Annotated in this window: 1 pseudogene; it reads left to right on the top strand. The window is 62.7% G+C overall.

The features are described 5' to 3' along the window. Positions 1–510, top strand: a pseudogene (locus H8B02_RS47715) (transposase); the annotation flags it as partial.

Below are 510 nucleotides of genomic sequence, written 5' to 3'. Positions count from 1 at the left end.
TTGCCGATCGACTTCCCGGACGACAAGACGATGCGCATCAGCCACGAAGCCATCTATCAGGCTCTCTTCGTTCAGGGCCGCGGTGTACTACGCAGCGAACTGACGGCCTGCTTGCGAACCGGACGCGTGTTGCGTGTGCCCAGGGGGCGCGTACGCAGGCGGGGCAAGCTCGCCGGAGATCATGATCAGCGAGCGCCCCGCTGAAGCGGCCGATCGAGCCGTGCCGGGACATTGGGAGGGAGACCTCATTCTCGGTCTTGGCAGCTCGGCGATCGGCACGTTGGTCGAACGCACGACGCGCTTCACAATGCTATTGCACCTTCCCCGGTTAGCGGGGCATGGCGAAGCTCCGCGTAAGAAGAACGGACCTGCGCTATCGGGACACGGGACGGAAGCTGTGCGGGACGCGATCTCGCGCACCATCATCACTTTGCCCGAAGAACTACGTCGCACGCTGACTTGGGATCAAGGAGCCGAAATGGCTCAGCACGACTGCCTCAAGATCGATGC

This window comes from Bradyrhizobium altum (assembly GCF_020889705.1).
GTDB lineage: Bacteria > Pseudomonadota > Alphaproteobacteria > Rhizobiales > Xanthobacteraceae > Bradyrhizobium > Bradyrhizobium altum.
The sequence above is the reverse complement of the archived record's forward strand: the minus strand, read 5'-3'. Positions and strand labels throughout refer to the sequence as shown.